This window comes from Mesorhizobium sp. CNPSo 4684 (genome assembly GCF_057784315.1).
The window spans coordinates 22,078-48,052 of sequence record NZ_JBWLUX010000021.1 but is presented as its reverse complement, the minus strand read 5'-3'; the positions used below and the strand labels follow the sequence as shown (position 1 = coordinate 48,052).

The following is a 25,975-nucleotide window of genomic DNA, read 5'->3' as shown; positions in this document are numbered from 1 at the left end:
TCGGTCTCATATCTTACGCGCCATCATGCGCACCTTGTCCTCGTCCAGCGTCACACCGAGCCCCGGCCCGGCCGGCACGCGTATTTCGAACTCCTCGAACACCAGCGGCGTAGCGACGAGATCCTCGACGAGTATTCGCGGGCCGAAATGTTCGCTTCCCCATTCGAGGCGAGGCAGTGTCGAGAAGACGGCCATGTGGGCCGCGGCGCCGATGCTGCTCTCCAGCAGGCAACCGCCGTAGAGCTCGATTCCGAACGCCTGGGCAATGCCGGCGGCCCGCTTGAGCTCCAGGAGGCCGCCGCTCTTGACCAGCTTCAGCGAATAGACGCTGCCGCAGGCCTGCGTAGCCACGCTGGCCAGCTCCGAATTGGTGAACGCAGCCTCATCGATAAGAAGCGGAATGTGCGTGCGAGCCGCGACGCGCGCCATCGCTTCGCGTTGGCTTGCTTGAATGGGCTGCTCGATCAACGCGACATTGAGTTCCTCAAGCGCAGGAAAAAGCCGGATGCAAAGCGCCTCGGTCCACGCCTGATTAACATCGACGATCAGCTTCACGTCGTCACCCAGGCCGGCACGAAGATGTTGCAAGCGCACGATGTCGGCCTCAGGCGAGTTGAAGCCGAGCTTAATCTTGAAATCCTTGTGGTGGCGCAGCCGGAGCTTTTCCCTCGCCTCCTCGAGTTCCTGCCCGGCATCGCCCGACGCAAGCGCCCAGATGACACCCATCCGATCCCTGACCTGTCCGCCAAGCAGGGCACTGACGGGCAGGCCGAGCGTATGGCCGACGGCGTCGAAGAGCGCCGACTCCACCGCTGCTTTTGCCGCGAAATTGCGCGTTGCGGCCTTGGACATGCGCACGGCATTGGCTTCGAAGAGCATGGCGTTCTGACCGACGAGCACAGGTTCGAGGTAGTTCGCTATGGCGGCCCAGATGGATTCCACGCTTTCTTCGGCCCAACGCGGTCCTCCGAGCGTGGAGGCCTCACCAATCCCGGTAACGCCGTTTTCAAGCTGGACGCGTACGAGGACGAACCCTTGGTGCGCTATCTCGGTATTCGAAAGCTTGTGGCGACGGACCGTCGGCGCCTCGATGATGGTCGCGGCAATCGATCTGATCCGCGTGTCGCGCCCAAGCTCGATGGGAGCTGCGCGGGATGCAATGTTTTCGGTGACGGTGATCGACATACCGATTGCCCTCGGGAGAACCCGCCTGGGCAAGCACCAGACGGGTCGATTGCTGACTGTTATTCGGCCGCGACGGCGATTTCGGCAGCCTTTGGCTTGAGCTTGAAGTCGAATTCCATGACCAGGTCCGTGTCCGATCCGGCAGGCGCTTTGTGCAACTTGCCGATCAGGCTTTCCTTGACGGCGAAGACCGCATCGTTGTCGAGGTACTTCGTGTCGGCGTCGTAGATCTGCGAGACCAGGCTTTGATAACCCTCCTTCTGGATCATGAAGTGGATATGCCCCGGCCGCCACGGATGGTGGCCCATATAGTTCAGCAACTCGCCGGCCGCCCCATCGTAGGGAATTGGATACGGCGCCGGGCGGATACCAACGAATTCGTACCGGCCCTCTTCATCGGTGAGGAAACGGCCCCGCAAATTATAGTCGGGCTGGTCCGGATCCTGCTGTTCGTAGAGACCGTTCGGCGCGTCTTCCCACACATCGATGATGACGCCCGGAATGGGCTGCCCCGACGTGTCGCTGATTGCGCCGCTGACGCGCACGCTCTGACAGCCTTCGAAGCTCTTCTGGACGATCGAGGCGCCTTTCGGCAGCACCGGCGGATTCTCCCGATAGAACGGCCCAAGCACGGTCGACTCGCTTTCGCCGTCCGTGACGGTGTGGTCGAGCATGTCGACGAGGACCTCTATTCCGAGGATGTCGGAAAGCAGGATGAATTCGTTGCGGGCGTCATCCGAGATGTGGCCGGCGCGAACCAGGAATTGGCAGGCCTGGATCAGTTCGGCATGCGTCACCTTGGTTTCGATGCAAAACGCATGGATGTGCCGGATCAGGCTCTCGAGAATCTGGCGATTGCGCGCCGGGATGTCCGAAGACAAGGCTGCGATCACAACGTCCGAGATGTTTTGCTGGGTCACATTGCGCATATTTTCCTCCTTGAATGGTAGCGTAGGATTGTTTTTGGGGTCACCACATGAGTTCAGTTTCGATCTGCGGCATGCTTGCAGGGGCCTTGCGGGTGTCTTCGAGCGCGCCGAACTTGCCTTTGAAGAACAGCAGCGGATCGGCATTGCTGTCCCAGTTGAGCGCCCGGACGTGGCCGACGAAGATCGTGTGATCGCCGGCAAGGATCTCGTCGCGAACTTCCGCGGAAAAGGTGGCGAGCGCGCCGCGGACCACCGGCAACCCGTCGAGTGAATCGAAGAGACCGTGAAGCTCGGGATTGGGCTTTCCTGCAAAATGCCAGGCGATCTTGTCCTTGCCAGACGCCAGAACACTGACCGCAAATCGGCCCGAGGCCTGTATCTTTCCAAGCATGCGCGCCTTCTCGGCGATCGAGATCGCAATCAGCGGCGGGTCGAGCGAGATCGACATGAATGCATTGGCGGTCATCCCGTGGTCATGTCCATCCCAATGGGTGGTGAGGACGTTGACCCCCGTGGCGAAAAGCGCGCATGCGTCGCGGAACATCCGTTGCTCAAGCTGTGACATATGATCCTCCGCTTGCATGAACAGCCCGCGCATATGACCGGCCGGACCAGCCTTCGAGTATCTCGGCCTCGATGGAGCGTCCCGCGGCCCTCAGGGCGCGGATACGCGAGCTCGACACGATCTCTCCGGCCTCGCAACGCACGGCCGGAAGGATGCGGGTGTCGAAGTGGCAAGCGAGGAGCAGCGGATCGCCGCTCTTGCAGGAACCGAACCGGAAGTCTGCTCCGATCCAGATGACCCGCGGCGTCAGCGCGCCGATCTCGCCGACGAAGTCACCTGCCGTGCGGGCCCGATACGCCGCGTCGAAGCGAGCGACGATGATGTGGTCCGGTCCCAGCAGGCTGATCCTCGCCACCTTGTCCTCGATCGACGTCAGCGGCCGGACGCCGCACAGCAGCGCCTTGGGAGGAGGGTCGAACGTGTAGACCACTGACGCGACACCGAGCTTGCGGGCCGTGACGACCGCTGTTCCGATCAGTTCCTGATGCCCGCGATGCACGCCGTCGAACGACCCGATCGTCAGGACGCTGGCGGAAAGCCTGAGCACGTTCTCACGATGGACGGACGTCTCGATTTGTCTGGGGTGAACCATGGTCTCCTCCCATGTTCGCGACCGGGGGCGCCATCCTCTCGGCGCCGTCGACGTACGAAATCTAACGCTAGGCGGAGGCGCCAGCGATACCCGATCCGGTATCGCATGATACCTATCATTAGCACTTCATCGGCGCGTAGCCTCCGGCCTCGAAAGGGAAGAGGAACCCTTTTCTAAGCCCGACGCCGGCTAGCGAATGCCTGGTCCGGCCCAATGGAGGAGTACAGGATATGCATAATCTGGCTACCAAGCCGGTGCTTGATACCCAAGCACCAGGAACCGATGCCTACACCGGTTCCGAATTCCTGGAGAGCATCCAGGACGGCCGTGAAATCTATATTTATGGCGAGCGCGTCAAGAATGTCACCCAACATCCGGCGTTCCGCAACTCGGCCCGGATGGTTGCGCGCTGGTACGACCGCTTCCACGAAAAGAAGAACGAGATCGGCGTGTTGACGGACACCGGCTCAGGGAAGCTGACGCACCCCTTTTTCCTCGGCTCCAAGACCACCGAGGATCTGGTCAGGTCGCGCGATGCGATCGCCGAATTGCAGAAGGTTTCCTACGGTTGGATGGGACGTTCGCCCGACTACAAGGCTTCTTTCCTTGGCACGCTCGGCGCCAATTCGGCCTTCTACGGAGACTATGCCGGGAACGCCCGCAACTGGTATGCCCGCACCCAGGAACGTCTCGACTACTGGAACCACGCTATCGTCAACCCTCCGATCGACCGGGACCGTCCGATCGAGGAAGTCCGCGACGTGTTCATGCATGTGGACAAGGAAACAGACAAGGGGGTGGTGGTGTCGGGCGCGAAAGTCGTCGCGACCGGCTCGGCGCTGACCCACTACAATTTCATCGCCCATTACGGTATCCCGATCAAGGACAAGTCCTTCGCGCTGATCTTCACCGCGCCAATGGACTCGCCCGGCATTAAGCTGATCGCCCGCTCGTCCTACGAGTTCAACGCGGCGGCAACCGGATCGCCCTTCGACTACCCGCTCTCCAGCCGTCTGGACGAGAACGACTCGATCCTGGTCTTCGACAAGGTTTTGGTTCCGTGGGAGAACATCTTCATCTATGGCGACGTCGACAAGATCAACCAGTTCTTCCCGGCATCCGGCTTCGTCCCGCGCTTCACCCTGCATGGCCTGACGCGCCTGTCGGTGAAACTGGACTTCATCGCCGGATTGTTTTCGATGGCTGTCGAGGCGACGGGATCAAAGGACTTCCGCGGCGTCCAGGCAGGCGTCGGCGAAGTCATCGCATGGCGCAACACCTTCCATGCGCTCGGCGACGCGATGGTCAAATCGCCGGTTCCGTGGGACGGTACCGACGGCTACAACCTCCCCAACCTCAATGCCGGCCTTGCCTACCGCGTTCTGGCACCGATGGCTTACCCCAGGATTAAGGAGCTCATCGAACGGCACGTCGCCAGCGGCCTGATCTACCTGCCGTCGAGTTCGGCCGATTTCGAGAGCGAGGCGATCCGGCCCTATCTCGACCGCTTCGTGCGCGGTTCGAACGGCTATGCAGCGCTCGATCGCGTCAAACTGCTGAAACTGCTTTGGGATGCCATCGGAACCGAATTCGGCGGACGCCACGAACTGTATGAACGAAACTATGCGGGCAACTACGAGAACCTGAGGATCGAAACCCTGAACGCCGCCACCGCCACCGGAGATCTGGCCTTGATGCAATCGATCGTGAAGGACTGCATGAGCGAATATGATCTTTCCGGCTGGACGAGTTCAGACCTCATCAATCCGGACGACATCAGCCTCGTCGGCAGAGGCACCGTTCAGGCCGCATAGAATGGTGGTACCGTTCCCTTGTGGAGGAGCGGTCCCAACCCCTCCTCTCCGAGGCCGTATAACAAGGCTGCGAGACCGGAGGAAAAATGCCTGCCCTGGACCTGCAGCGCCGGGGCGAGCTGGCCTAACGCAACTCCACTTCCACCACGCCCGGCACCTTGGCCAAGCTCAAGGCACACCTGCGCGCAAAGGCCATTAGAACCATCGCCTGATTGATCGGATGTCCGCTTTTCGGATGCGGCCGTAGTTGGCTCAATGACCGATATGAGGCGCAAAGCGGTCATCATCGCCTGAGCTCTTCCACGGCAGCACCGGGTCACGACGAGAAGTCTGCGGTGATGGCGCATTCTCCGCAGGTGCCGATCCGATGGGCCGGGGGGTGTGCAACAAGCTGTTGCACACTTCTGGTAACTATTGCGCCGTGTCTGACCGGAACTACCTCACTCCAGAAGAAGTCATCGCTCGCTACCGCCGCTCTGGCGCAAAGCTTTGTACATGCAGCGCGTAGTGGCCGTCGTCCAAATCGATACCCGCGGCAAAGGCGCATAGGTCAATGCGCTTCGCAAGATCAGCCGAAGTATGCTTAGAGCTGAAGCACGTTCCCCGTCCTTAGCGCGGCCTGCAACTCGTCATAGATCGCGGTGCGAGCGGGTTTGTTCTGATCAAGGGCTATGGGCGTATTTTGGAACTGTACGATGCGCCATCCAGCGTTGGTCGCTCTGGTCACCACAGTTTGCCTCGCGATGGTCTCTGATTTTATGTCCTTTTTACCAGGAGGAAGCATTCCAGCATCGGCGCGAAGAAGGCTGTTATCCCGGTACACATGTTCGGACCGAAGGATAGCGATGTAGGCTGCCGTTGGATGATCTTTAAAGATTGAAGCCAAATGTCCCTCAATCTCTGCCCTGCCTTCCACCGTACTGCCATCGAAGCCGATCATCACTGCGTCCTCGTCGAAGCACGCGGACATGGCCTTTGGGTCGCGATTGTTCCAGGCTGTGAGAAGCTTGACGTAGAGATCTGTCGTTGCGCTCATGTCGACCTCAGGCTCGCACCATGCACCATGCATTCGTCATCACGCGACGCATTTTTGCGCCCAGTCGAGGTGACGTTCACTAGCAATGCACCAGCACTTCCGATGTTCCAGTTACCGGCTGCGGGCAGGAACGCTCCCCAGCGAGAGACGACGAATTGCGGTTGGCTGTCACGAGGGCGGAGGCCGAAGGTGTCGATCTCCCCTTGACGGGATCCTTTGATGGGTGCTCACAAATTTGTGCCATCGTCGTAAGCGCTGGGAACGCGATCTTGCTGCAGGGATTTTGGGCGTTAACGGCCAGGCAGCTTTCAGGATGACTGGCAAGAAAGCCGACCGTGGCGTCCATCGTAGTGCGGACCGCTTTGCGCCAAAACGTTGTCCAGCGCGGGGAGGAGATTTAATCAACCCGCTTGACCGTGCGGCCTGCACCCCCCGATGACAGCCCTTGGGCCGCACCGGTCGGCTATTACCTTCTGTTGGGGTAGCGGTCGCTTCGTGGCGCAGAGTGATCTCGCCGCGCTTTTTGACCAGATCAAGCCGCGCCCTTTCTGCAGCGAGGAGTCACACCTTTGCGTCGCGACCTTCGTCGCTCAGCTCTACGAACCTAAGCGTCACCTTAGGAAGATTTTCGCGCAGCCAATCAGCCATCGCCTCTTCCTCGTTGAGGTTGAGCTGGAGGAGATCCAGTGCCTTGTTAAATTGCCCCGCTTCCCCGACTGTCAGGAGCGAGTTGTAGGCGGCTATTTCATAATTCTCGAACGCGAAGTTAGCTAGGCTGTTCTTGATGATTTCGTCGCCGGTAACGGCATGCCCTATGGCTACAACGCTGCCCATCAACGAAAGAGCGGTGTCCTTTATGGTCGAGCTGTCTTCGTCCATAGCGTCGAGGAGTTCGTCAAGGCGTGCAAGCTGCCCCTCGGTTTCCCGGATATGTTGTTCCAGGCGAGCCGCCACTTCGGGATAGTTCTCGATGCGGCTCAGTTGCGGTTTCATGATCGCAAGCGCCTGATTTTCCATTGCATGCGCATTGCGCAGGCCCGTTATGAATATGTCCCGTCTTACGTCTTGGCTCATAGATGTCCTCCTGTTCTAGAGTTGGATTTGCTTCACATTTTGATCGAAGCGCACGTCGAGGCCGCTTTGAACCGCGCGTTCGGCGATCATCTGCGACAACTCCGTGTCGGGGATCGGAAATCTGGTCACTTGGCGGATGGCTGCGATTGCCAGACTGATCGACACGAAATCATGTCTCCGATGCCTGACCTCGAGGTACTGCTCAACGAGCATGTCTATTCGTCTGGCTGCGATCCTATCCGCTTCAAACATTTTCTCCTCCCGAGATGCGAGCACCACTCTGCTCTGGTCCCGCAACTTCGATTGTAGGGTTTCGTTCCTGCGCTCGGACTGTCTATTTCACCTTGAGAAGGACGAGTGCCCAGGCCCAGTCTTCGACAAGGCGGTGCCGGCCGAGTGGCGCAAGGATTTGTTCGATCTCCGGGGCCACCCCTACTGGTATGGCTGGTGCTGACCAAGCGGCTGCAAAACATCATCGCCTTGTCGATCGCCGCCGGCGGGGCTCCGCCGAATGCCGCACTCGGCACCACCTGCGAGGATCGAAAGCGGTGGGACTTGACCGTTCCCGAACTCGCCGTGGCGAAATACGAGCTCCGCCCGCTTTTCACGGTCGAACACATCGGGCAGTTAGGCCGGGGCGACCTTAGCGTTGCAATTATCCGCCATCCTCTCGGAGATCCTGCACCGACGCATGGCGCAGCTTCGGCTCGCCGCGCAGATGGCGGACGCGGCCGGGTGATGCCGGGCTTAACTCACTCGACATTGCCGTCGGCGACCGCCGAGGGCACGCCGGCGGGCTGCTCGGCACGATCGCGCTCTCTATGCGCTGCCACAACCGTTCCTTGATGGCGCGCGTCGCGGCGATGACTACCTTGCCGACGTATTTTCCTTCCTTGGCGAACAGCCCCTCGCTCTGCTTACCGACCTCCCGCTTGACGCCGATCAGGTCGAGACGGTCCACATCCCAGCATTTGGTTTTCACCCAGGCATTGGATTCGCCGCTGCGATAAGGGCTGTTGCGTCGCTTCGATACCATGCCTTCGAGGTTCATCTTGTCGACAGCGGCGTAGAAGTCGGCGCCTCCGCCCTCGATTGCTGGCTGTACTGGATGATGCCGGTGGCGGGTTTGACCAGATCCCAAAGGATGGCCTTGCGCTCGATCGCCGGCAGCGGACGCAGGTCGCGGCCATCCTCATGCAGGATGTCGAAGGCAACGAAGGCGAGCAGTTCGGCGTTCCATGTCATGCGCGAATGCATCTGGTGGAAGTTCGGCCGGCCGTCGGCCTCGGGCGCGATCATCTCGCCGATGAGTTGGACGCGAAAGCCGTCAAATTTGATTTCGTGCAGCCAGTCGTCGCTAACAGGCGGCTCCAGCACCAGGCGCGGTTCCTGCGGCTTGATGAACTTCAGGCGTTCACCTTCGCTTCGCATGCAAGCACACTCCCACCCGCCGCCACTAAATAAGCTTAAGCTAAAATAGTTCCAAACGGAAAATCGGCTTTTTGGTGCAACAAACATGTCAACTGGACGTTGCGGGTGATCGCAGGAGGAATCGATATGGCTGACGACAAAAGCAAGCGGGATTCTCGCGATCGGGACCGTGTTTCAGCCGACGACGACTATGAGGTCCAGTATTTCGCCCAAAAGGCAGGGATCACGCCTCAACAAGTCAAGGATCTGATCGCCAAGCATGGGAACAGCCGCGCGACGCTGGAGCGGGAAGCCAAGGCGCTGCGGACATCATGACGAGGCTATTCGATCTCGGCAGACCATTAATCGGGCACCGACATGAAGGGCCACCTGCAAGCGAGCTCGAGCATTTCATCCCTTGCCCTTTTTGCGGTCAACAGATCGACATGCGCGATTTTCGCCAGGTCGCCTATCATGCCGACCCGGATCACCAGCCGCTTGAATTGGACGCTTAGGAACGCACAGTGCCGAAATACCAAGTCGAGGAAATGTCCGGTGATACCGTGACGGCCACCCACATCGTCAACGCCACAACGCCAATCAGAGCGGCGCGGGAAGCGACGGAACGCAACGTCACTCTGCGCACCGACGAACCCATTTGGATCAGGGTCACCGACGAAACACGCCGCCACATCTTCGAGTACAGCTTCAGCCTGTAGGTTGCGGCGGCTCGCCGACGGCTCAAGCTGAGTTTCTTGAGGTCTTTGCCGCGTTTCAATCTGCGTTTGCTAAGGGTCGGTATTTCAACAACTACGTCTGTAACCACTACGCATTCCGGCTCGCGCAAGAATGAGAGGAAGCCCGCCTTTTGATGGCGCAAGCGACGGGCTTCCCTTCAGAGATGCTCGGTGAGGGGAAACCAAGCACATCTAAACTTCGATCAATGATGCAAGTTCCAAAGCGGACGAAAAAGAATATGGCCACCCGATGAAACCCCTGTGGGACACTACGGGGTACGAAGTTGGGTTTAAGGGAAAAGCCCGCCGTCTGGATAAAACGGCGGGCTTCTCGCCAGCCCAAAAAGACCCGCCGGTGAGCCCCGGCGGGCAAGTGGGCAGGGGACGCACTGAGAAATCAGTGCGAGAATAAAATTTCGAAGGTTTCGAGATGTTCCAGGCTTTTGACGATTTCTATCGCGCTCGATCAACAACGTCCGGTGAGAGATAAATGATCAGCGATTGGAACGTCCAGCCTTTTGACATCGATCAGCGGCCCAGAGGTTGCCTTGAAAGCGCGACCAGCTCAGCTTCTTCAACGACGCCGGCCATGTAGTTGGCGATGATCCGCGAGGCCAGTCTGCTCTGAGAATCGGCTGATTGCTCAGGGGTTTTCATCTGCGCGAAAACTCGCCCCAGCAAGTCCAATTCGTCCGGATCAAAAATGCCGGCATCCACGGCTTTTCGTCTGATCGCTCCGAAATCTGCAGGGAAATGGGTTCGTCTCGGCGGCCCCTTTTTCATAGCCTAAAATCGGTTCCGGAACATTTTAGCTCCAATGCATGTTTCAATGGTTATGAAGATCGAAGCCGACGAATGCCGGGCAGCGCTGACGCTCATCCGGCGTGCTGCCGAGCGAGGAAGCGGTGAACGGTCTCTATGGGCCGGGGCTCATGAACGAGGCGGAAGCACTGGCGGCTGCCATCGTCGCAACGATCGACCAAATGCAATTGCGCGTGATGGTGAAACCGCCGTCCTCGAGTACCAAATAGAGGCCGACATAGGGAAGCGCGCCAGCGCGCGTTAGCCTTGTCCGCGGCCTTACGCCCGCGCGTCCTGGCGTCCGCCTGTGGCCATCACCTGTGAACTACAGTGCACATAATTGACCGTCTCAGCTTTTACCGCAATCGGTAGGCGCCAAAGCGACGGCTTGATTCCGAACTAGCCGCCTGGTGCTCGCTGCCGAAGCGGCTGAAAGGCTGCTGGCGAGGCTTCGTGCGTCGGGTGTCGGCGAGTGACATCGTCGACCTCGGCATTAGGCGCAAAACGTGCGCTGAATTCATTTTGAGGCCTGCGACGACACTGCGGATGCATCAGGGTCATCGACTCGGGCCGCCGGTGACAACCATCCGAATTCCTAACCCAATAATGAAGCAGCCAGCTGCGCATTTCTGCCAAAACATCAATGACGGGTGTCGCATTATCCATCCGCCAATGGCTCCCGAACTGATGGCGTAGGCCCCGAGGACAAAGGCGCCGGTCATCTTCTGGGTCACCCCCAGGAGCAGCATTTGCAAAGTCACAGAGCCCGCCGCGGGATCCACAAACTGCGGAAGAAAGGCCACCATAAATGTGATTGGCCAGGGATTGGCGAGATTGGCAATCATCCCTTCGCGTGCCGCAGCTAACGGATCGGCAGCGTCCTGCTTTGGAGGACTGGAATTCGACGGGGATGCGAAGACAAGTTTCAGCCCGAGCCAGATGAGATAGCCTGCTCCGCCCCACTGGAGCGTGAACGCGAATGGCGAGAATCGGAACAACGACGATATGCCGAAAGCGAGGAGTGGGAGCTGGATCAAACCCGCCCCAACGGTCATCCCGACCACCGTAAAAATAGCCACACGCCGCCCTTGGCCCATGCCCCTCGCCATCACCAGCATACTGTCCGGGCCTGGCGGCAACTGCATCGCCACGGCCGTTCCGACGAAAGCCATCCTCATCGTTGGGTTCAAGGAAGCAGCCTTCCAGTGTCCATGTCGTCCCTCGACAGGCCTTTATTGCAAAACACCCTCTTAGGCCTACGGATCGTAGGACAAGCCGCAATCCGAATTGGCTTGCCTGCTGCCACAACGCGTAAATTGCGATGTTCACGCCACAAGCGCAAAGTATGGTCTCCGATCCTTGCTGACCGGGGAGGCCCGGCGTGCAAATCCTGTGTCATCAAGATAAGCGGGTCGGCGTGCATAAGTTCCTGGCCTGGAACCATTGCCTGAGTTGCTGGAGGGATGATGGCATAGGCCTGGAAGGGTCGCGATGTTGGTCCTTACTTTTCAGCTTGAAAATGATGTTCGCTACAAACCCACCATCGTCCTGGTTCACGGCGCCTTCGCCGACTCTTCGAGTTGGAACGGTGTCGTTGAGATTCTTGAAAAGGACGGCTTTACCGTCGTGACTGCAGCCAATCCGCTGCGAGGCGTCAGAAGCGACGGAGACGATATCGCCGGCGTGCTTTCCTCGATAAAAGCCCGGTCGTTCTCGTCGGCCATTCCTATGGCGGGTCGGTGATCAGCGCGCTGCCGATGGTCATGCCAATGTGAAGGCGTTGGTCTATGTCCCCGCATTTGCGCCGGAGGCGGGTGAAACCACTGCGCAACTTGCAGGAAAGTTTCCAGGCAGCACGCTGGGTCCGACATCATGCTGCCGGCGGGTGATCGCCTTTCGCAACTCTCGACGCTGAGTTCGCCAGCTGCCTTGGCCAGGTCACGATACTTCGACGTCCAGTCCAGTCCGCGCCGGGTGAAGATCCGCCCGCCCTCGTCGTCGATGATTATCTGTGATCGGTAGCCGTCGAACTTGACCTCATGAATCCACCCGTTGCCCTCGGGAGGCTTCTATCGCTTTATGGAAACAAACCGAAACGCCTGGAGACCGCAAATACCCCCGCGGGGGGAAAGTCTCGACCTGGCTGGCATGTGCCGCGTACCGGCTCCCGGTCCAAAGCGCGCAAAAAACCAGATTAACATTCTGCGATGGCCAATGCGGTTTGTGCGGTCGCGAAATCGAACGGCTGCAGGCCTCGACTACCGCCCCGTCATAGCGAGGCAAGGAACGATTTCGCCCGCCATGAGTTGGAAACGTATGTTGAACACCGCAAAATCCCAGGGACTGACGTCGGAACTCGCCGCCATGGAGCGCATCCGTCAGACCGAGCTCGCCATTAAACGGACGGAAGAAATGGTTGCCGCGAACATTATGGCGCGCAGCAAGATACGAACCGCCGTCGAGGCCGCAGCGCGATTGGCGAATCGCAGGGGTTGAAGCAGACCGGAGTTTCATTCGCGAGATCCTGGCCGCAGTGGCTTCGGGCAACCAGCGACCGGCTAGGGTGTTGCGGTTAGATGGTCGACTATCTGAAATCGGTAATCAGGGAACTCATGCCGGCCTGGCTCATGCGGAAGTCGGTCGAGGTCGCCGTGCGCCAGGTTGAGCAGCCACCCCTTCGCGATCTGATCGGCGCGGCGCCGCCTAATCGATACCGTGGTCCCGTAAGGTCGGAATCCCAACGATAGGCTCACCGACCCGCAGATGCAGCGCTATCATTCGTCGCGGCCTTCCGGCCAGCGGCGCCAATATTCCCGCTCATAGGCGCTGGCCACCAAGTCGACCGTGTTCGATCGCACCTCACGGTGGATCGCAGAATGTTCGGCCATAAATTTGCGCTCTGGCATTCTCTCGATCGTTCCGATGCGCAGGCCAGCGCTGGTCGAGCCATGCCACAACTGGACGATAGGTGCGGTTCATGCAGCGCTACCTCCTATCGCCCAGGCGAAGTTGAGCGGGTAGACTTGAGCCCGCTTTGCATTGCGTCCGATCTGCTCATGAATCTCGGGAGACAACCGACCAATTGGAAGGCAGGTCAGAGCACCGGCATCCGACATCTCGCGCGCGATGCTCTCTTCCTGGCTCCAGGTTTGCCGCGAGCGTCTCTCTGGTCGGTATGCACAGCCAAATTCCTCGCGATATAGATCACAGAGTTCTCATGCCGCGCGGATGACGCTAGGGGAGTTTTTAAAGCCTGGGAAAACCGGCAGGCCCTGCCCAATCGTATTTGCTTAGAATCATGCGGCTCGAGTCCTGATCTCGTGCGATTGGCGAATGGCTTGGCACGACTCGATAGCGCTGAGGCCGAACGTCGCGCGTAGGGGGCTGGCACCAGTGGCCGCGGCCGCGCGTCGGGCTCGGCGATGGCAAGGAAGCGTGCCGCCTCATCGATCGCCGACGTGCTTGCGTGGCAAATGCCGGTAGAGCCTGCCGGCAAATCGTCATGGGTGGACATCGGCGACGAAACGCTAACGGTTTCAATGGCCCCATTTTTTTAGGTTGGACGAGCTAAGCGGTTGATTTTGGCCGAAACCGCCACGCCCCTTGGGTGTACCAGACATTTCAAGGACTTAGCGAAAATCGCCCCTCGCCTGTCCAATTTTTGGCCAATATCCGCCCGACGAATCCTACCTTGCAATCGCCGTTGACCCGGCGACTAATCGAAACGACCGGCGATCTGCGCGGGAAAATGGGGAAAGCAATGGACATGTTGGACAAGGCCGTGCTTGACCTGGAGCAGGCGGCCGATGCCTGTGAGGTCAATTGTGACTTGTTAGAAGAGCAGGACGAGAGGGTGTTTTCAGACCCTGGCGTGCTGAAGGCTGTTATCAACCAAATATTCCAGCGACAATTGGTAATCAGTCGCCACTTATCGCTCTTGGGCAGGATACTGCAGGCCGTGCGATCAGATCTGGAGATCCCGGATGTCCAACGCCCACCTGAATGAAAAAGCCCGCCACCGTTAAGGCAGCGGGCGCTAATTCGGGAGGTCGGGCAGCCCCTTTGCCCGCAAAAAGAACGGTACGCCTCGCTTAGGTGGATAATAAGCTCGTTCCGGTTGAAGCTCTGTATATTCAAGCTGCGTGACTTTTCTGCCACAAGATAAGGAAAGCCCGCCACCGGAGGGAGCCCGATTGTTTCGGCTGCAGAATGATCAGCGCCCGCCCTCATGACTGGCGAGAGCTTCATGGATTCCAGCAGTGCCTGAGCCAAATGGAGCCCGGCCCCTATGGTGTTTGCGAGCCCTAAGTATCCGCTGGATTGCCCAAGCGGCAGCTTCGCACAGTTGGATGATGGCCAATGCCTCGCAACTGCAGGCCATGATATCGGCCACCGTCATGTCGCGATGATCGGCGACGCCAGCACTTCCTGCGATTTCAGGTCATCGCACCACATAAGCGTTTCGCCGTCACATTGATCGGCTTCTGCGCCGTGGCCGTCCTCGTCGTCGCAGTTGTCGAGCTCCAGAAAGCGTGTTGCCTGGATTGCCCGATCGACCCCCCGAGCGTCGGCTCGTTGGAGGCGCAAATGCGTATGACCGCAACGCCATCCCCTTGCGGCGCGCGTGATACTTCTGGACTCGGGCGCTGCCGACCGGTTGGTCCAAAGTGGCGCTGTACTCGCTATTCGCGAAATTTCCAATCGTCCTGACAAGCAATGGTTGGGGCCGCAAGCAACCCCTGCTCCAGTGAGGTCAGCCTTGCGTAGCGGAGCCGACGCAACTCTGACGCGAGCATGCATGCTTCAGGCGCGCAAGCCTGTGTTTCAGTGCGGCATGAATCCTTTTCTCAGCCAAGCCAATATCTTGCTCCCATTGAGAACCCTGCGGACACGTCCGGCAGCCCAGCCAGCCTGCATGGTGGTGCCGACGTGGCAACTGCAGACGATCTCATGCAACTGCCAATCGGAGAGTTCGAAGAAGCGTGTGGCTTCCCCGTAGGTATCCGATTGCATGCCCGATGCACGCAGTAGCGGATCGTCGAAGGCGACACTGATCGCCGATCCGGCCGCGCGCGCTTCTCCGCGGACAGAGGGATGCAGATGCTCGGTGCCGGTGAGAGCGGCAAGGGAGCGCGTCGGATTTCGGTCGAGCAGCTCCGCCCACCGCTCTATCCGTTGCGTCCTTGTCACGAGTGGAGTTGGCGATAGCGGGCTGATGTCCGCCACTGACAGAAGTTGATCGAGTGTCTGGTGCTTCATGACTGCCTCCTGTTTGTCGTTCGAATACCAATCCTAGGCATCGCGGGACAGAATGACGCGCGAGCTTTCGTCCCACAGGACCCGGCCGATCAGGTGTTGCCCGCCATATTTAACGGTCATCACGCGGCGTCTGTGAAACACCAAACTGAACTCCTTGGCTAATGTTCCAGCGGCGCAAAAAAACTGTTTGGCGGAAACGGTATAATGGGGCCGGTTCATGGGAGGATCAAAGCCCAGGGATTTGATCTGGCTCTCCAGCCGGAATTTGGAGATGCCCGGGTGCAAAGCGGATGTTCGTCGACGCCAAAAGCACACGATGCGATATCCAGTGGGCGCGAGCGAGGGCAAGACGCCAGGGTTTGACGCAGCGGGGGCGCCGCAGGAAACCGACGCCGAAGCGGCTGGTACCAACAGCCGGGATCTCAGTCCAAGGGCACGCTGGTTTTGTCAATGAGCAAGCATCGCCAATGCAATGCAGCGGTCGGGCGACGAGGTTTCCCCCACGCCCCGGCAGGACCTGCCCGGTGCTGGCTTTCGTGATCACCCATCGGGCGACCTGGACGCCACCAAACTCTATAAGACCTTCCGCGACAAGGAGGATGGCTGCATCAAAGTGGTAATGCGCCCCGCACGGTCGATCATTCGTTCCACGGTCCGGAACCTTCTCGTCTGACCGATTCCTGACCGGCTGTTGGCAAGAGAGGCGATGCACAGCTCCTGGCGTACCACAAGGAGGGATTGTCGCCGTGACGTCCATGAGCCGCTGTTGAAATCGATCGAGAAGATCACCGGCAAGCGAGCCGAATTCATCCAGTGGAACGGGGCCCGCGCCGCCGCGTGAGCCGTCAACCTAACGCAGGCCAAGTAATCACCTTCGAGTTAGGATGCGCAGCGATGACCAATTTTAGCCCGAGGAACGCGATAAGTTTGCGGGCTTGGGCCTCCGTGATTGCCGGTTTCATCGATAGGCAACACTTAGCAACCTTCCGCTTTCAGGGATCGCACCATCCGAACAACAACCGGGTCATACGGGACTTTTTCCGATCTGCTATAATTTATGGTGAAGAGTGCGGCACGGTCGTTGCAGATCGCGATAGCGCGGACATATCGAATCTGGCCATTCTTAATGCCCGAGTAACTGGCCCACCTCGGGGTGACCCGCCGATAGGTCAGCTTCCAACCAACCTTTTCGTCCTCAATCATGCGGTGCTCGATCTCGGCGGGAAAACTGGCCTCCCCGAGTCTGGCACCCCACACAGCAAGGAAGGCATCGTTTTCGCCTTCAAAAGCCGCGCCTTGGTCCGAACGCTGTGCCAGGACAAAACCCGGCGGAACATCAAATGTGAAGCCGAACTGCCTGACGCCGAACTGCTGCCACGCCTGGGCCTGAAGAAGCGTGCTGCAAAATAGGACCGGAACGAGGCTCAGCAGAAAACGCACCATGACGGGAAAAAGGGTAGCCCCGCGATTCCGTTCCATAAGCAACAAATGATATTTCCAAGACACTAGGGCCGGATCGGGAATGCGCCTTTAGCGGCGCAGCGGCAGCCTTGAAAGCGTGACTGTCATAACAACCACCTGTCCAACCAACTGCGGCTGGCTTTAAGCCGGCGAACGACAGTTGCGAGCCCGGAACCACACCTCTCAGTCCTCGTTCATCCGATGATGCAAGAGAAGGACACAAGAGATGGCTACCAAAGAAAAGAAAGAGAAAGCGAGCCGTGTGGTGAAGGGGCAAGAACTGGAAGTGGAGCACCTAACGGAAATTGCCGACGTCTCCCCGAAACAGGCGCGCGATTTGTTGCGCAAGCATGGTGCCGACTGGACCAAGCTCAAAGACGAGGCCAAGGATTTGAAGGAAGACTAATATTCCCGGCGCGGCTTGTTGTCCCTTCTCTCCGCCCATTGCGGCTCGGCTGGTGGCGCGCCCTTCCGGCGAACGCCGAAATGCGCGCTGTCGACGCTACACCCCTTGTATGCGCTCGGTAGCGACCACACTGTCCAACCGCATCTCAATGGATCGTGGAATAGCTGGTTGGCTTTTCCGGCCAGGCGAGTGCATTGTTGTGCACTAACGCTTGCGCAAGAAAACCGGTACGACGTGGTGAAAAGCGATGCCTTCATCGCGGTGTTCACCCCCGGCAATCGCTGCAAACCATGCTGCCGCAGCGCCAAGCGCGGAGCCTGCAGCAGTCGCGAAGCTAAAGATCGCAGTTATGTGGGCTGAAAGGCGCACCGTGCTTTCGTCGAGTTGCGCGTCGGGGCCATTGAGCACGGCGGCGGCGCCGTGCTCACCAATCATTGCCAAGAAAAACGCTGCTCCAAGTGTCGCAAGGGCCCAGACTGCAATGCCGTGTATCCCATCGCGGAACTCGCTTTCACTTTGGTTGCTGTCTTCCCAGCGCGTGCGCATGCGTCCAGCTACATAACCGCCGGCTGCGGAACTTGCCACAGCAACGATAACTACCCACAGCCCGGCCACCAGTACATTCCATGAGGCGCCACCGTTGGGAAGATTTGGAGAACCCAGCGCCAAACCAGCGCTCGACCCGAATTGCAGAAGAACCACCGAAATCGCGCAAGCGATCACACCTCCGCCAAATATGCCTCCCCACTCTAGGTAGGACGATGTAGTCACTTTTGTGGTCTCTGCAGCGCTCTCGGTTGGGGCTATTTTGGCCATGATCTTACCGAAGTCCAAAAAATGACAGAATGAACAAAACGATCACGACTAGGCCAACAAGATAGATTATTCCGTTCACGGCATCCTCCTCCTGATTGCGGACCCAAGCACAACGTGTCTGTGATGTTTTGGTTGCAAAAGAGCCCGGTGCGGAAATCTGGACGTTGACGATAAGTGGAAATACCGCCTGAGATCGGCGCTGAAGCGGAGGCCTTGCTGCTGCGGTCAGCGCTGGACGCGGGTGCAGGGAATGGTGTCTTCCTGCCTTTGATGGCGGATCTGCTGGGTGCCGACGGACATATCGAGGCTCTGGATCTGGCGGAGGAAAATGTCGAAGCAATCGAAAGCTTGATTGCAGGTCAGTCGTAGGGTTGGATGACGCCAAGCACGTGGACATGATTGGAAGGCTGCCAACAACGCTGTCAATAAGCCATCGCGAGTTCTCTTGGAGCTCCGCGGTCAGTTGCGGTGATCGATGCGCCGGAAGCGAACCGGGAGTCAAGCCGGCGCGGGTCTTTCTCGAAATGCAGCGCTAGCGCTTCCTGGCGGCAGCCGAGGGACTCCACAACAGCATCATCGGTCCCCTCCTGGCGTACCACAGCGAGCACTACCAAGCGCTTCTTCAGGTCCACGGACCGCTGTTGAAGTCCATCGAGACCATCACCGGCAAGCGGGCTCCGTTCATCCAGCCGAACATGACAGCGCGGTGCAGTCTCAGGCAGGACAGGCCGTCAGCGAGGTGCGAGCGCGGCCAGGAACATCGACATCACCAGAGCAACGATGACAAGCGTTGCCAGAATGCCGGCAGCGATCCAGAACCTTTTTGACTTCGGCACGGTCAACCACCCTCGCCGCCGGCACGGTTCTGCATAGCCTCGAGGATGACCTCGAAAACGCTGCCGACCTCCTCGCTGATTTCATCGGCCGCGATGCCCGCTTTGTCGGCGGCTTGCGTTGCCTGGTCAGCGAGATCGGTGATGGCACCTGGATCATCGGTGATGGCATCTGGTAGGTGTTCAGCCATCCATCGGTCGAGGAAGTTAATGCCGCGAGTGCTCATGCTGTCACAAGCTCGGGAGGTCGGTTAGGTTCCGTGAACCTTCTGCCGGGCTGCATCGATCGCTTTGATAGAACTCGCCGCCCTGGGAGGCAATCGATCTCGAACATCGTTTGGATGTGGCCTCGATCACTTACCGACCCACGCAATTGTGGAGCGCGTCTCGCGTCTCGCATAATGTGGTTCGAAGGGTGAATGGCATCATAAAAAGCCCGCCTTAGTAGGCTCAACCTACCGCTGCATTGGCGGTTCCCTACAATTCAAAATAAGCATCCCTCCTCGCGCGCTAAGGCTGCCGAATGAAGGGTGGCGGGATAACACCAGCGGCGGCTAGGCGCGTCCCCCAGCACGGGGAATTGACTCGAAAATCGCGCATTAAAGCGTACTCTAATTACGTCGGCGCTCGTTGATGGGCATCGCCGCTTGGGAGACTAGACTGCACTCTCGCCCATTTTGAGGGGGTAGGAAGATGCTGCGTATCCCGCAAAGCCAATTCCTAAGTCCGGACGATCTAGCGATTTGTCAGCGGGTGTTCGACCAGATATGCGTCGATGCCAAGTTGGACCGCGCTTCGGTGGATGGCAAAGCTCTGGCGTCAACCGTGCTGGCCGCCTTTCAAAGCGGCATCGTTGAAGATGCTGAGTTGCTAGCAGCAGTACGCGCGCGCCGTGCGAACTTCACGAAGCACGCCGGCTGAGCCGTCGAACTAGATGCCTACTCGGTGGGTCTGGTGTCTGGCGTATAGATCAGGCCGACGTTTGCCCTCGCACTTCTTGCAACGAAGCTTCGGCCGAATGTCCCATTCCACGGCCGGCGCGTAAGGGCCGAAGCGATCGCGAAGTTTCGCAAGGTCTAGCTCTTGCTTGTGATGACACCTCCGGTCGTGGCAATACGCCGTCACCGTCATCTGGTCGCCGATCAGCGATTGGAACGTCCAGCCCTTTGCCATGCGGTCGATATAGCGCCGCTGCGGTCAGTCCGCCACGCCGTCATCGTGATGCACGATCGCGTGGAGGATAGCCTCATAGACGCTGCCAGTGTCTTCTTCGATCTCAACGCTGCTTATGCCGATCGCTTTTGGCGTCGGCGAACAACTTCTGCGTCAGTTCGGCAACGTCGGTGCCGACCGTTTAGGGGACTTTGGCCGAAATCCACGGGTGAAGGAAGTTGGCGCCATGTGTGCTCATCACTGTCGCGCCTTTAATATTCTAGCCTCCCGCAGCAATGATGCTCGATCCGTGCCAATCATTTTGATCATGTCACGAGCCTGCGCTTCGGAAATGCCCGTTTCCCTTGCAAGGAAACGGACGAGAAAGTCCTCTTGCTCTTCCCGATCCCCACGGTCGCGTCGTTTCTCATCAACGATTCTGAGCGATTTCGGCTGCTCGACCCAGCGGGGCGATGGATGCGGCTCAACAGCCTTCGTGTTCAGCCCGGCCTCCTTGGCAGCCATCAGAAAGGCACGCCGGGCATTCCCGACGTCCTCGGCTGTGGTCAGTGGGCCGGTGCAAGCCTGTAGTGCTGCCTGGTAACTCGGGCCGTGCGATTCGGGCCATCGCTCCATCATGAAGATGGCGGCTTCGGACACGCTGCTCAAAGTACGAAATTTACCCACCTCCTCGGCCTCAATGGAAATTGGAACTGCGAAAAACGGGTCGTGCATGGAATACCCCTGGGCAATGCCAGAACCGAACGGGGGGAACACTATTTTCGTTCCGGTCGACGCGAGAAAAGCAGATCAGACGGTGCGTCAATAGGCGTGTAGACGGTCTCCTTTGGGACCGATAGATACATGCTATGGACAGCAAGCGGCTAGATCACAAACTCGACTGCAAAACGTGTGGCACAATCCGGATGGACATCCCACACGACGCCGAAGAGCACACCGCGATCCATTGCAGCAGTTGTGGCGCCTATATGGGCGAATGGGGAGAGTTGCAGGACGATTTTCAAAAGCAGGCGGGACGCACGGAAGCCTTCGACTTGAACCATGGCACGATCACGAAAAAGTAGCCCGCTTTTCTAGTCTTTCACGACCCAATCCGGAATATCTCGACCTGTGCCCCGGGTCGAAGCGCCTACAAGATGCAGCAGCGTGCTCTCGCCATCGATCGTCTCCCTCCGCAGGAACCATTGTCTGCCCCGCTACGTTGGGTCAGCGGAAGGGAACCCCAAATGGTTGACGACTTAGGCAAGCCGCCGGAAACAGCGAGCGGGCTTGCGAGTCGACGTCTGGCGAAAGAAACCGGGCTCACTGAGGCCCAAGCCGCCGAACTGGTTAGCTTCCTTGGGCCGCATAATTGGGCATCGCTATTGCGCGAAGCTCGCATGCTCAAGAAGTCCTAAAGCCGCACGATCTTGTCGAGATGCAAGCGTATCCGCTGCCCTTCCGCAAAGGCTAACGCGTTAACTGCCACCGCGTTTATTAGCTACCGCTCATCTTGACGCTGGCGCCGGCCGAGCCAGAATCTTGGACATGGCTCGGGGTAGCAGCTTCAAGGTAGGCGACGAGGTCGCCGTCACTGCCATTGTGCGCGGCCGGGTGACACCCGATCGCATAAGCGTGACGATCCCCTCCTACGACTTCCCGCATTCTGTTGTCGATTCGACTTTGAAGGCTGTGATTGGCCAGCATATAGAATTAATCGGGCCGGTCACGCGTATCGACGGCGACAATGTGACCGTCAGCCTCCGGCCCTTGGTGACTGTTGACGCCGAGCACGTGCGCCTGATCGAAAGCCATGTGGCGCCGAAGCGGAAAACGCCGCTTGTCGATAAGGGTAGTCCTAAAATGGCCAAGCTCTCTGATGGGCCTGCCCGCGTTTCGGTCATTTTTTTCGGCGGTAAGTGGATCGTCCAAATCGTCGAGCAAGGACAACTCAAAAAGCGTGAATTCGAACTCGAACAAGATGCCAAGGATTTCGCAGAAAGTGAGCGACTGCGCCTGGTATCCTCGCTCTAGCGGCCCAGAGGTTGCCTTGAAAGAGTAATCAACTCCGCTTCGTCAATGACGCCGGCCATAAAATTGGCTATTATTCGAGCGGCCAGTCTGCTCTGAGAATCGACTGATTGGTCATGGGTTTTCATCTGCGCGAAAACTCGCTCCAGCAAAGCCAATTCGTCAGGATCAAAAATGCCGGCATCCACGGCTTTTCGTCTGATCGGCATCTAGTCCTCCTCCCCCGAAAATCCTGCAGCGAGGCGTGCCGCAAATCCTCCTCGCCGCGCAAGTGATTCATAGTGGCGATGAGCCCCGGCTTCCACATTACGTCGCCGATCGCTTCATGCCCTTCGGCGCTGGCCTGCATTGTCCTGGACGCGCTGCCAGAGCCGTTCGCGCAATTCCCGGTTCAAGGTGATGAACGCGCTGCCGACATAGCGCCCGGTGCCTCGCTCGGCCATCAGGGCGAAGGCTGGCTTACCGGCCTCGCGCTCGACGCCAAGTAGATCGAACTCGCCGATCGCATAGCATTTCGCCTTCAGCCAGTTGGTCGACGTTCCGCTGCGATCCCGGCTGTCCTGCCTTCGAGCCCGGCTTGGTCGACAAGGTGAAAGACTGCGGCGCCGGTGCCTACCAGAGCTTCGCTGAATTGGATGCGACTGCCTTTCGGGATCATCTCGGCCAGGATCTCGCGCCGGTCCTCCAGCGGCATGTCCCGCAGGTCGTGGCCGTTTTAGGTGGAGAAGATCGAACGCCACGAAATACAGGTGGTGCTGCCGGCAGGTGATCGCCTTTCGCAACTTGCCGAAGTCGGACAGGCCAGCCTCATTCAGGACGATGATCTCGCCGTCGATGATTGCGCTCTCGACGCCAAGATCACCACCGGCCTTGGCCAAGTCGAAATAGGTCGATGTCCAGTCGAGCCCGCGCCGGGTGCCCCCAGCGACGACTGCTGGGTTTTTGGTGGGCGGCCCGGCAGCTTAGCCGAGGAAGCCAAGTACGGGCCGGGCCTGGCCGGGACATGGACCTCAAAACCGGCGTGGCATCTATAACGCGCCCAAGCGGGATGGGCGAAACATACAAACGAAGGAGGTCATCTAGCCCGCGATAGCCATGCCGCGGCTTGCCGATAAGCTGCGGCTTATGCAAAAATCGAGCACCCTTCAGCCGTGAGGTGCGCCGTTGCAAGACCACGAGCTTATCGAGCGGACTGGCAAGGAATGGACCCCGGGGAAGGAAGCCCCAGCCAACCTGGAAATTGATAAGGTCTGGTGGGCGGCAAGGTGTTTGCACTTCGCCAAGCTCAACGTGTCTTGCTGGTTCGATGGCTCGGAGCTCGTCGCAATCGAACATTGGGGTTTTCGCCGGCCGCAATGGTGCATGAGGCTAATGCCACGGCCTGGCAGCCACATTGCCGGAGGTGTATCAAAAGGCCCGTGAGGAAGCCCAAGCGGCGGCTCTGGAGCACTTCCGCGCTGCGCAGAGCGGGGGGCCGTGGCCTGCGGGCTAAACAATTGACGGGTGGGAACCGATCCTTCGCGCCCTTGTTATCGGATCGAAGGGACACTGCTTTGTCATTAGGAGATGAAGGATGAAACGGCTTCTTATCGGTACTGTCATGATGGTTCTTTCCACCGGCCTTGCTCTCGCTGGGACGACGGGGACATCATCGAGTGGCTCCTCGACTACGGGTGGCTCCTCCACCACAACCACAACGGTGCCGACGACAGATAACAACACGGATTCGACCACAACGAAGTCGACCAGCTCCAACTCGGCGAAGGATTGTGCCCCGGGCCAGCAGAGTGGCAGTGCGAAGCAGGCGGCTCCTGGCCAGCAGGATACCAGCGCCAAGTCCGCAGCCCCAGGGCAGATGAAAACCACGACCGAAGGCTGTTAGCTTGGCAGGGCGAGGTCGTCGCTTTCTACATCAGCGTTCGAGGAAAACCACGCGGACTCCGGCCGGCGGGGTTTTCATTTTAATGCTTGGCGCCGACGGTCGCCTTTCACTTGTTGCAATCTGGGTTCTTTTTCAATGCATCGTTCGCTTCCGCCTCAGTCTTGTATATGGTTTTCGAAAGCTCTATGACGAGGGTCCCGTCCCGTCTGGCTCCTTCGTGACCACCTCGCACTGCTTCGAAACGGCATCCTTAGCCACCCAATATTGGGCGGTGTCTGCAAATGCCGAAGCTGAAAACTGAATGAGCAGCGCTATGGCGATTGCGATTTGGCGTACCATTTTAATACTCCTTTATCGCGTTAGAACGTGCGGCTTTGGGCTTCTGTTCCCCTGGAGGGATTTACCTGGTTCACGAAAGCCACAGGGACGCGCCAGGACGCACTGGACGCGTTGGTGGCGTAGGGCGGCGGCCAGCGGAAACGCGCGCCGGTGAAGCCTATTTCCCCCGACGGAACCGATCGCGTTCTCACGCCTTGATATGGCGGATCGACTCCTATGGATCCTTGATCCCCACAGACTTGCCCGTTGGCTCGTGCTGGCGGGCTTTTTCGTTCGGAGTGCCTCATCTGTTCGGCCGATGTGCCGGGTAAAGGAAGGCGCCAAATTGCACATGTGATCCTCCCGGGTCACCGCCGAACAGCCCTTTCAGCGAGTCCTAAATGGCTGTTCTAAGAGCCCCACCGGCTTATTCCGGTGGGGCATCTTACCTTGAGGCGGGTTTTTCGTTTCGGGAACGATTTCAGCGCAAGCTAATTAAATGGCCGGGCGTGAGTCTGTGCATGCGTTTGGAGTTTGTCGAGCCTTTGATGCCGACCGTTGTGGAGAAGTCTGCTGAGGGCGACGCCTGGATTCATTGAGGTCAAGTTCGACGGCTACCACTCACAGGGCATGAAGCGGCCGACGATGCAATGGATGAAGCCGGCCCTGATAGGCCGTGTGAAGCATCTACGCGGCGAGGAAGACAGAATAATGGATGATAACGCCCGCATCTTCCACGGCTGCGTCTGGCGGGCTGGCCTTCAACCCTGTTTGACGTAGCCGGCGGTAACCTCCTCTTTGTGAGCGGCGAAGGCTGCGAGGACCTCGGCCTTCTCGGGCTTCGAAACCTTGAAGTGGTCCAGGGTGCGCCCAAGCTCCGCTGCCACCTCATCGAATTCTGCCGGAGAGATCCGCAGGTCACGGTGGGCCTCCTCAAGGCCGAGCGGTGTCGTGCCAGGCTTGGTCGCCACGAACTTCAAAGGCCCACCAGAAACGTCGCAGACCCACAGCGTGCGCATGAACTTGAGACCGGGCAGCCTTCCGAGGTTCTTGGTGTGCCATTTCCGCAGCTGCGGGTTCTTGGACTTCTGCCCGACGATCGGGTTCTTCACGATGGCGTCGCTGAAGTGATCCACTACCGCAGCGATGGCGAAGACCCCACCCAGACGCTCGTAGAGACTTTTCTCCGGTGCCGTTTGCGTGGCCTGCGCCTTGTTCGCCAAAGCCGATGTCAATGCGCCAGTTACCGCAAGTCCTGCGACAACGCTTCGTCTTGTGAAGGAGGTCGAAACAGTCGTTTTCATGTCTGGACTCCTCTTGATGGGGCCAGACCGGGCCGCAGCCTGTCTGGCGGCTATCCCCTTTGCCTTACTCTCCCTCGCCTAAAGAAGACAACGACTCGCGGCCCCGAATTATTCCGCTAAGCGTATTCGTCATCGGCGTGACGGACTTGTGCACCAACGGAGCGAAACGGGAAGCGGCGGAGGCCGCTTCACATAGATCTGCCTCTTCGGTGATGCCATTGTGAAAGAGAAAAAGCACGACCCCTGCTAAGCGCTCCGCTTTGGCGGACGGCGTCCGAAATGCTGCTAGGCGCTAAGGCGATCGAAGGGCCCGCTCGCACGTCTCCAGATCCGAAGGGCAAAGGCAGCGAAATACATTCGGCGCAACATC

31 protein-coding genes and 1 pseudogene are annotated in these 25,975 nt (G+C 58.9%); 12 read left to right on the top strand and 20 right to left on the bottom strand.

All coding sequences use genetic code 11. The annotated features are described in order from the left end of the window. Positions 1 to 6: 6 nt before the first annotated feature. The 4 genes from AC04SG_RS20295 to AC04SG_RS20280 are packed head-to-tail and all read right to left on the bottom strand — an operon-like array spanning position 7 to position 3,271. Positions 7 to 1,185: a muconate/chloromuconate family cycloisomerase gene (locus tag AC04SG_RS20295; RefSeq protein WP_488552499.1), complete on the bottom strand. Its 1,179-nt coding sequence runs from the start codon at positions 1,183 to 1,185 to the stop codon at positions 7 to 9. 59 nt (positions 1,186 to 1,244) lie between these two features. Continuing rightward, a complete protein-coding gene (locus AC04SG_RS20290) occupies positions 1,245 to 2,114 on the bottom strand; it encodes a dioxygenase family protein (RefSeq protein ID WP_488552498.1) in 870 nt (289 codons plus the stop codon). Between the two features lie 40 nt (positions 2,115 to 2,154). Beyond that, positions 2,155 to 2,712 (bottom strand): flavin reductase family protein, encoded by a 558-nt coding sequence (locus AC04SG_RS20285; protein ID WP_488552497.1) that lies wholly within the window; start codon positions 2,710 to 2,712, stop codon positions 2,155 to 2,157. Then, positions 2,666 to 3,271 (bottom strand): FAD synthetase, encoded by a 606-nt coding sequence (locus AC04SG_RS20280; protein ID WP_488552496.1) that lies wholly within the window; start codon positions 3,269 to 3,271, stop codon positions 2,666 to 2,668. Before AC04SG_RS20280 ends, AC04SG_RS20285 begins: the two co-directional genes overlap by 47 nt. Positions 3,272 to 3,501: 230 nt before the next feature. Here AC04SG_RS20280 and AC04SG_RS20275 point away from each other — a divergent pair, with 230 nt between their 5' ends. After that, positions 3,502 to 5,085, top strand: coding sequence for a 4-hydroxyphenylacetate 3-hydroxylase N-terminal domain-containing protein (locus tag AC04SG_RS20275; protein ID WP_488552495.1), 1,584 nt, complete (start codon positions 3,502 to 3,504; stop codon positions 5,083 to 5,085). Positions 5,086 to 5,668: 583 nt separating this feature from the next. Here AC04SG_RS20275 and AC04SG_RS20270 read toward each other — a convergent pair. From AC04SG_RS20270 to AC04SG_RS20250, 5 genes are all read right to left on the bottom strand, one after another. Beyond that, positions 5,669 to 6,121 (bottom strand): SgcJ/EcaC family oxidoreductase, encoded by a 453-nt coding sequence (locus AC04SG_RS20270; RefSeq protein WP_488552494.1) that lies wholly within the window; start codon positions 6,119 to 6,121, stop codon positions 5,669 to 5,671. A gap of 561 nt (positions 6,122 to 6,682) precedes the next feature. Next, on the bottom strand, positions 6,683 to 7,195 hold the full coding sequence (locus AC04SG_RS20265; protein ID WP_488552493.1) for a ferritin-like domain-containing protein: 513 nt from the start codon (positions 7,193 to 7,195) through the stop codon (positions 6,683 to 6,685). A 15-nt stretch (positions 7,196 to 7,210) separates the two neighbouring features. Continuing rightward, positions 7,211 to 7,447: a hypothetical protein gene (locus AC04SG_RS20260; protein ID WP_488552492.1), complete on the bottom strand. Its 237-nt coding sequence runs from the start codon at positions 7,445 to 7,447 to the stop codon at positions 7,211 to 7,213. Between the two features lie 403 nt (positions 7,448 to 7,850). Further along, on the bottom strand, positions 7,851 to 8,246 hold the full coding sequence (locus tag AC04SG_RS20255) for a hypothetical protein (RefSeq protein ID WP_488552491.1): 396 nt from the start codon (positions 8,244 to 8,246) through the stop codon (positions 7,851 to 7,853). After that, positions 8,243 to 8,626: a DNA ligase-like domain-containing protein gene (locus tag AC04SG_RS20250; protein WP_488552490.1), complete on the bottom strand. Its 384-nt coding sequence runs from the start codon at positions 8,624 to 8,626 to the stop codon at positions 8,243 to 8,245. Before AC04SG_RS20250 ends, AC04SG_RS20255 begins: the two co-directional genes overlap by 4 nt. Positions 8,627 to 8,752: 126 nt before the next feature. On the opposite strand from AC04SG_RS20250, the gene AC04SG_RS20245 reads away from it, so the two are divergent. Both AC04SG_RS20245 and AC04SG_RS20240 read left to right on the top strand, forming a co-directional pair. Further along, the gene (locus tag AC04SG_RS20245; RefSeq protein ID WP_488552489.1) at positions 8,753 to 8,941 is read left to right on the top strand and encodes a DUF3606 domain-containing protein; all 189 of its coding nucleotides are present in this window, start codon (positions 8,753 to 8,755) and stop codon (positions 8,939 to 8,941) included. A gap of 188 nt (positions 8,942 to 9,129) precedes the next feature. Then, complete coding sequence (locus AC04SG_RS20240; RefSeq protein ID WP_488552488.1) at positions 9,130 to 9,324, top strand: hypothetical protein; 195 nt, start codon at positions 9,130 to 9,132, stop codon at positions 9,322 to 9,324. 546 nt (positions 9,325 to 9,870) lie between these two features. On the opposite strand, the gene AC04SG_RS20235 is transcribed toward AC04SG_RS20240, so the two are convergent. Beyond that, on the bottom strand, positions 9,871 to 10,059 hold the full coding sequence (locus AC04SG_RS20235; RefSeq protein WP_488552487.1) for a hypothetical protein: 189 nt from the start codon (positions 10,057 to 10,059) through the stop codon (positions 9,871 to 9,873). Between the two features lie 641 nt (positions 10,060 to 10,700). Next, positions 10,701 to 11,315 (bottom strand): LysE family translocator, encoded by a 615-nt coding sequence (locus AC04SG_RS20230; protein WP_488552486.1) that lies wholly within the window; start codon positions 11,313 to 11,315, stop codon positions 10,701 to 10,703. 361 nt (positions 11,316 to 11,676) lie between these two features. On the opposite strand from AC04SG_RS20230, the pseudogene AC04SG_RS20225 reads away from it, so the two are divergent. The 3 genes and pseudogenes from AC04SG_RS20225 to AC04SG_RS20215 all read left to right on the top strand — a co-directional run. Next, positions 11,677 to 12,004 (top strand): annotated as a pseudogene (locus tag AC04SG_RS20225) (alpha/beta fold hydrolase); the annotation flags it as partial. Between the two features lie 458 nt (positions 12,005 to 12,462). Next, the gene (locus AC04SG_RS20220) at positions 12,463 to 12,639 is read left to right on the top strand and encodes a hypothetical protein (protein WP_488552485.1); all 177 of its coding nucleotides are present in this window, start codon (positions 12,463 to 12,465) and stop codon (positions 12,637 to 12,639) included. 1,264 nt (positions 12,640 to 13,903) lie between these two features. After that, positions 13,904 to 14,149, top strand: a complete 246-nt coding sequence (locus tag AC04SG_RS20215; protein ID WP_488552484.1) for a hypothetical protein — start codon at positions 13,904 to 13,906, stop codon at positions 14,147 to 14,149. A gap of 818 nt (positions 14,150 to 14,967) precedes the next feature. Here the strand turns inward: AC04SG_RS20215 and AC04SG_RS20210 are convergent. Both AC04SG_RS20210 and AC04SG_RS20205 read right to left on the bottom strand, forming a co-directional pair. Then, positions 14,968 to 15,402: a hypothetical protein gene (locus tag AC04SG_RS20210; RefSeq protein WP_488552483.1), complete on the bottom strand. Its 435-nt coding sequence runs from the start codon at positions 15,400 to 15,402 to the stop codon at positions 14,968 to 14,970. Positions 15,403 to 15,435: 33 nt separating this feature from the next. Then, positions 15,436 to 15,687 carry a hypothetical protein gene (locus tag AC04SG_RS20205; RefSeq protein WP_488552482.1) on the bottom strand — a complete coding sequence of 84 codons (252 nt, stop codon included), beginning with the start codon at positions 15,685 to 15,687 and terminating at the stop codon, positions 15,436 to 15,438. A gap of 421 nt (positions 15,688 to 16,108) precedes the next feature. On the opposite strand from AC04SG_RS20205, the gene AC04SG_RS20200 reads away from it, so the two are divergent. Next, a complete protein-coding gene (locus AC04SG_RS20200) occupies positions 16,109 to 16,243 on the top strand; it encodes a hypothetical protein (protein WP_488552481.1) in 135 nt (44 codons plus the stop codon). 134 nt (positions 16,244 to 16,377) lie between these two features. Here the strand turns inward: AC04SG_RS20200 and AC04SG_RS20195 are convergent, their stop codons facing one another. Then, entirely contained in the window at positions 16,378 to 16,881 is a 504-nt protein-coding gene (locus AC04SG_RS20195) for a hypothetical protein (protein ID WP_488552557.1), read from the bottom strand. A 208-nt stretch (positions 16,882 to 17,089) separates the two neighbouring features. On the opposite strand from AC04SG_RS20195, the gene AC04SG_RS20190 reads away from it, so the two are divergent. Then, positions 17,090 to 17,269 (top strand): hypothetical protein, encoded by a 180-nt coding sequence (locus AC04SG_RS20190; RefSeq protein ID WP_488552480.1) that lies wholly within the window; start codon positions 17,090 to 17,092, stop codon positions 17,267 to 17,269. Between the two features lie 204 nt (positions 17,270 to 17,473). Here AC04SG_RS20190 and AC04SG_RS20185 read toward each other — a convergent pair whose 3' ends face one another. Continuing rightward, positions 17,474 to 18,085: a hypothetical protein gene (locus tag AC04SG_RS20185; RefSeq protein ID WP_488552479.1), complete on the bottom strand. Its 612-nt coding sequence runs from the start codon at positions 18,083 to 18,085 to the stop codon at positions 17,474 to 17,476. 174 nt (positions 18,086 to 18,259) lie between these two features. Between AC04SG_RS20185 and AC04SG_RS20180 the strand changes: the two genes are divergently transcribed. After that, positions 18,260 to 18,454, top strand: coding sequence for a hypothetical protein (locus tag AC04SG_RS20180; protein WP_488552478.1), 195 nt, complete (start codon positions 18,260 to 18,262; stop codon positions 18,452 to 18,454). A gap of 469 nt (positions 18,455 to 18,923) precedes the next feature. Here AC04SG_RS20180 and AC04SG_RS20175 read toward each other — a convergent pair whose 3' ends face one another. After that, positions 18,924 to 19,145, bottom strand: coding sequence for a hypothetical protein (locus AC04SG_RS20175; RefSeq protein ID WP_488552477.1), 222 nt, complete (start codon positions 19,143 to 19,145; stop codon positions 18,924 to 18,926). 466 nt (positions 19,146 to 19,611) lie between these two features. Between AC04SG_RS20175 and AC04SG_RS20170 the strand changes: the two genes are divergently transcribed. Continuing rightward, positions 19,612 to 19,839: a hypothetical protein gene (locus AC04SG_RS20170; protein ID WP_488552476.1), complete on the top strand. Its 228-nt coding sequence runs from the start codon at positions 19,612 to 19,614 to the stop codon at positions 19,837 to 19,839. 489 nt (positions 19,840 to 20,328) lie between these two features. Here the strand turns inward: AC04SG_RS20170 and AC04SG_RS20165 are convergent, their stop codons facing one another. After that, positions 20,329 to 20,805, bottom strand: a complete 477-nt coding sequence (locus AC04SG_RS20165) for a DUF982 domain-containing protein (RefSeq protein ID WP_488552475.1) — start codon at positions 20,803 to 20,805, stop codon at positions 20,329 to 20,331. A 134-nt stretch (positions 20,806 to 20,939) separates the two neighbouring features. Between AC04SG_RS20165 and AC04SG_RS20160 the strand changes: the two genes are divergently transcribed. Beyond that, positions 20,940 to 21,155 (top strand): hypothetical protein, encoded by a 216-nt coding sequence (locus AC04SG_RS20160; protein WP_488552474.1) that lies wholly within the window; start codon positions 20,940 to 20,942, stop codon positions 21,153 to 21,155. A gap of 463 nt (positions 21,156 to 21,618) precedes the next feature. Continuing rightward, the gene (locus AC04SG_RS20155; protein WP_488552473.1) at positions 21,619 to 22,104 is read left to right on the top strand and encodes a hypothetical protein; all 486 of its coding nucleotides are present in this window, start codon (positions 21,619 to 21,621) and stop codon (positions 22,102 to 22,104) included. Here AC04SG_RS20155 and AC04SG_RS20150 read toward each other — a convergent pair. The 3 genes from AC04SG_RS20150 to AC04SG_RS20140 form a co-directional block, all read right to left on the bottom strand. Further along, positions 22,101 to 22,310 carry a hypothetical protein gene (locus AC04SG_RS20150; protein ID WP_488552472.1) on the bottom strand — a complete coding sequence of 70 codons (210 nt, stop codon included), beginning with the start codon at positions 22,308 to 22,310 and terminating at the stop codon, positions 22,101 to 22,103. The genes AC04SG_RS20155 and AC04SG_RS20150 overlap by 4 nt on opposite strands. Before the next feature lie 114 nt (positions 22,311 to 22,424). Then, a complete protein-coding gene (locus tag AC04SG_RS20145; RefSeq protein WP_488552471.1) occupies positions 22,425 to 22,979 on the bottom strand; it encodes a hypothetical protein in 555 nt (184 codons plus the stop codon). Between the two features lie 2,083 nt (positions 22,980 to 25,062). Continuing rightward, positions 25,063 to 25,605 (bottom strand): group I truncated hemoglobin, encoded by a 543-nt coding sequence (locus AC04SG_RS20140; protein WP_488552470.1) that lies wholly within the window; start codon positions 25,603 to 25,605, stop codon positions 25,063 to 25,065. Between the last annotated feature and the right edge of the window lie 370 nt (positions 25,606 to 25,975).

Bases quoted from the DNA above. Each gene is read 5' to 3' on its own strand.
- AC04SG_RS20295 (WP_488552499.1), bottom strand. From the start codon at position 1,185: ATGTCGATCACCGTCACCGAAAACATTGCATCCCGCGCAGCTCCCATC.
- AC04SG_RS20260 (WP_488552492.1), bottom strand. From the start codon at position 7,447: ATGTTTGAAGCGGATAGGATCGCAGCCAGACGAATAGACATGCTCGTT.
- AC04SG_RS20285 (WP_488552497.1), bottom strand. From the start codon at position 2,712: ATGCGCGGGCTGTTCATGCAAGCGGAGGATCATATGTCACAGCTTGAG.
- AC04SG_RS20195 (WP_488552557.1), bottom strand. From the start codon at position 16,881: ATGGAACGGAATCGCGGGGCTACCCTTTTTCCCGTCATGGTGCGTTTT.
- AC04SG_RS20200 (WP_488552481.1), top strand. From the start codon at position 16,109: ATGCACAGCTCCTGGCGTACCACAAGGAGGGATTGTCGCCGTGACGTC.
- AC04SG_RS20175 (WP_488552477.1), bottom strand. From the start codon at position 19,145: ATGAGCACTCGCGGCATTAACTTCCTCGACCGATGGATGGCTGAACAC.
- AC04SG_RS20290 (WP_488552498.1), bottom strand. From the start codon at position 2,114: ATGCGCAATGTGACCCAGCAAAACATCTCGGACGTTGTGATCGCAGCC.
- AC04SG_RS20210 (WP_488552483.1), bottom strand. From the start codon at position 15,402: ATGAAGCACCAGACACTCGATCAACTTCTGTCAGTGGCGGACATCAGC.
- AC04SG_RS20270 (WP_488552494.1), bottom strand. From the start codon at position 6,121: ATGAGCGCAACGACAGATCTCTACGTCAAGCTTCTCACAGCCTGGAAC.
- AC04SG_RS20185 (WP_488552479.1), bottom strand. From the start codon at position 18,085: ATGGCCAAAATAGCCCCAACCGAGAGCGCTGCAGAGACCACAAAAGTG.
- AC04SG_RS20280 (WP_488552496.1), bottom strand. From the start codon at position 3,271: ATGGTTCACCCCAGACAAATCGAGACGTCCGTCCATCGTGAGAACGTG.
- AC04SG_RS20265 (WP_488552493.1), bottom strand. From the start codon at position 7,195: ATGAGCCAAGACGTAAGACGGGACATATTCATAACGGGCCTGCGCAAT.
- AC04SG_RS20255 (WP_488552491.1), bottom strand. From the start codon at position 8,246: ATGAACCTCGAAGGCATGGTATCGAAGCGACGCAACAGCCCTTATCGC.
- AC04SG_RS20150 (WP_488552472.1), bottom strand. From the start codon at position 22,310: ATGCCGATCAGACGAAAAGCCGTGGATGCCGGCATTTTTGATCCTGAC.
- AC04SG_RS20160 (WP_488552474.1), top strand. From the start codon at position 20,940: ATGGACAGCAAGCGGCTAGATCACAAACTCGACTGCAAAACGTGTGGC.
- AC04SG_RS20245 (WP_488552489.1), top strand. From the start codon at position 8,753: ATGGCTGACGACAAAAGCAAGCGGGATTCTCGCGATCGGGACCGTGTT.
- AC04SG_RS20250 (WP_488552490.1), bottom strand. From the start codon at position 8,626: ATGCGAAGCGAAGGTGAACGCCTGAAGTTCATCAAGCCGCAGGAACCG.
- AC04SG_RS20170 (WP_488552476.1), top strand. From the start codon at position 19,612: ATGCTGCGTATCCCGCAAAGCCAATTCCTAAGTCCGGACGATCTAGCG.
- AC04SG_RS20155 (WP_488552473.1), top strand. From the start codon at position 21,619: ATGGCTCGGGGTAGCAGCTTCAAGGTAGGCGACGAGGTCGCCGTCACT.
- AC04SG_RS20215 (WP_488552484.1), top strand. From the start codon at position 13,904: ATGGACATGTTGGACAAGGCCGTGCTTGACCTGGAGCAGGCGGCCGAT.
- AC04SG_RS20275 (WP_488552495.1), top strand. From the start codon at position 3,502: ATGCATAATCTGGCTACCAAGCCGGTGCTTGATACCCAAGCACCAGGA.
- AC04SG_RS20190 (WP_488552480.1), top strand. From the start codon at position 17,090: ATGGCTACCAAAGAAAAGAAAGAGAAAGCGAGCCGTGTGGTGAAGGGG.
- AC04SG_RS20230 (WP_488552486.1), bottom strand. From the start codon at position 11,315: ATGGCTTTCGTCGGAACGGCCGTGGCGATGCAGTTGCCGCCAGGCCCG.
- AC04SG_RS20165 (WP_488552475.1), bottom strand. From the start codon at position 20,805: ATGCACGACCCGTTTTTCGCAGTTCCAATTTCCATTGAGGCCGAGGAG.
- AC04SG_RS20140 (WP_488552470.1), bottom strand. From the start codon at position 25,605: ATGAAAACGACTGTTTCGACCTCCTTCACAAGACGAAGCGTTGTCGCA.